Below are 2,500 nucleotides of genomic sequence, written 5' to 3'. Positions count from 1 at the left end.
CTCTCCAATAAAGTTAGTTTGTCTAGCATCTAAAATAAAAATTGACGTTTCACGTTGTTTGTTTCGTTCAGTTTTCAAAGAACTACTTGGTCGCTCATTTGCGACTTCCTTATGTTAACATTTTCATCTTTAAATGTCAACTAAGTTTTTCATTTCGTTTGTCACTTGCGATGTTATTGTCATCAGCGACTTGTCCTATATTACACCTCTATATAATAATAGTCAATATTAATCTTTCATTTTTTTTAAAAAGATGAAAAAGACTCTCATACCCCCCTTTTATTTCTCATACATATCAATAAGATAACTGAAAGGAGTGTAGAACTTGTTCAATCCTTCTTTATTACACATCATAAGCTCCCATTCAAGAAGCCCACACTATCATAGGAAGTTTCCAATCATTCTATTTTGGAGTCAAAAAAGCGGTTGTACTTCTCTTGCTAAGTGGTTCTTTTACCAGATTGATTTATTACAAACCGCTCTAAGTTATAGTCCTTTCATTCATAATTATGAATATGATATATACAAAAGTACACCTGCCTATAGTGTACGACTAGGAATAGCTCTACGAGAAAAACAAAAAGAAACTTTTAAACTTGTTCGTAACCCTTATAGGAGAGCAGTCAGTTCTTTCGTATCCTTAATTGGACCTCCTTATATGGAACATCCCGAATGGAAACCCATCCGAAAGTTTTTATATCAAGATGAAAATTCCTCCAAAGGGATCTCATTTAAACAATTTCTATACTATCTATTTATGAAAGGAGCTCACGCAAGTGATATTAACCCACATTTCACACAACAATATATAGCTGGTGAAGAAGAATATGTGACCAATTATATATACTTAGAAAACTTCGATCAGGAAATGAAAGAATTAGAAAAGCGTTTCGAATTAAAAACCGCACCAATAAATGAGTTCTCAACATCATGGCATCATCAAACTCCCGCCATGATTTATAAAGGGGATTTTAGCGAAGGCGATATTACTGATCCTTTATTTCCACGTCATCCAACTTTTGAAAGCTTTTATGATACTGAATGTATACAACTTGTCCAAACAATATTTCAAAATGATTTCGACACATATAAATACAGCAAAGAATATCCATACTAACTTTAGTCTATTATCTTTGCTAAATAAAAAAGATACCTCATATATAAGGTATCTTTTTAACATTTCAATTATATAAATCATACTGTTTAACAGTCTCTATTCTCCACCTTGTTACCTTTTAATAGATTACATAACTTTTGCTTATCCGCCCATCCTACTCCGATTAAAACTAAACTCGCTCCCATTATTACTCTCCATGTCAGAGATTCATTTAATAGAATAATTGAAGTAACAATACTTATTAATGGTAATGCATTTAAATATAATCCGCTTACTGATGCTGAAACTCTCTCTAGCGCTTTATTCCAAAACCAATATGCTAAAATTGTTGCTCCAATAACAAGGTATATTACACTAAGTCCCGTTTTCCAAGTTTCAACCTTTGGGAGACCGTAATAAAAAATTTCTACCAGTGCAAACGGTAAGAGAATAACAGCTCCAATAATTAAAGTTAATGTTGTAAAAACCTCGTTTGATAAATACTGTTCTTGTTTTGGCCGTTTTAGCAAAACTGTGTAGAAAGCAAATAGAAAAGTACTTAATAATATCAGTATATCTCCTATTAAAGACACTTCTTGATTAGCACTTTTAGATGGAATCGTAATAAAGAGTACTCCTATAGCACCCAATATAATTCCTATCCAATAATTCAATCGAATTTTCTCTTTCAAAAAGAGTGCTGAAAAAAGAATTGTAACTAATGGTAATGCAGCATCTATAATACTCACATGTAATCCACTGGTTAAAGAAATACCGTAGGATGTAAACATAAAATAACCAGCTACACCGGTAAAAGCTAACAAACTCATTCTTTTCCATGGAACTTTTTTATGTACAACTGATTTTTGTAGTTGCTTAAATGAGAATAGCATACAAATTCCACCTGCAAAGAAAAGACGAATAAACAACAAAGTAAACGGCTGAATAGATTCTAACGCCCATTTTGTTGGCGCAATGGCTGTGCCCCATAATATAACAGCCACTAATAACATGCATATTTCTTTCATAATCCCCCACACCCATCAAAAATATATGTTAACTACCTTAATTATAGATTTTTTCTAATGTAAAATCCTTTAAAAACACAAAAGGTTATGTTAAAAGAGCTAGATTGCTACTTTTCATATAACCTTTTTATATAAGATCACAAACATTCTTGTTACATCTGGACTATATTCTTATAAAGGTAATTCTTACCTTTAAATTTAAAATAATAAAAATAAACACAAAAAAACCTAAGTCGAAACGACTTAGGTTTTTGCTTGGCGACGTCCTACTCTCACAGGGACAAGGTCCCAACTACCATCGGCGCTAGAGAGCTTAACTTCCGTGTTCGGTATGGGAACGGGTGTGACCTCTCTGCCATCATCACCAAACTATGAA

Annotated in this window: 2 protein-coding genes and 1 rRNA gene; 1 reads left to right on the top strand and 2 read right to left on the bottom strand. The window is 32.7% G+C overall.

Annotated elements, in window-relative coordinates:
* Window positions 1-325 precede the first annotated feature (325 nt).
* Window positions 326-1,117 carry a sulfotransferase family 2 domain-containing protein gene (locus AC22L0_RS29170; protein ID WP_000483015.1) on the top strand — a complete coding sequence of 264 codons (792 nt, stop codon included), beginning with the start codon at window positions 326-328 and terminating at the stop codon, window positions 1,115-1,117.
* Window positions 1,118-1,203: 86 nt separating this feature from the next.
* On the opposite strand, the gene AC22L0_RS29165 is transcribed toward AC22L0_RS29170, so the two are convergent.
* The gene (locus tag AC22L0_RS29165) at window positions 1,204-2,124 is read right to left on the bottom strand and encodes a DMT family transporter (RefSeq protein ID WP_000658284.1); all 921 of its coding nucleotides are present in this window, start codon (window positions 2,122-2,124) and stop codon (window positions 1,204-1,206) included.
* A 253-nt stretch (window positions 2,125-2,377) separates the two neighbouring features.
* Window positions 2,378-2,493 (bottom strand): 5S ribosomal RNA (rrf, locus tag AC22L0_RS29160).
* Window positions 2,494-2,500: the final 7 nt, after the last annotated feature.

Source organism: Bacillus sp. LQ01 (assembly GCF_057624735.1).
Note: the sequence above shows the minus strand (reverse complement) of the source record. Positions and strands in the feature narration are given on the sequence as shown.

Excerpts from the sequence above, each read along its gene's own strand:
- AC22L0_RS29165 (WP_000658284.1), bottom strand. The coding sequence starts at position 2,124 with ATGAAAGAAATATGCATGTTATTAGTGGCTGTTATATTATGGGGCACA.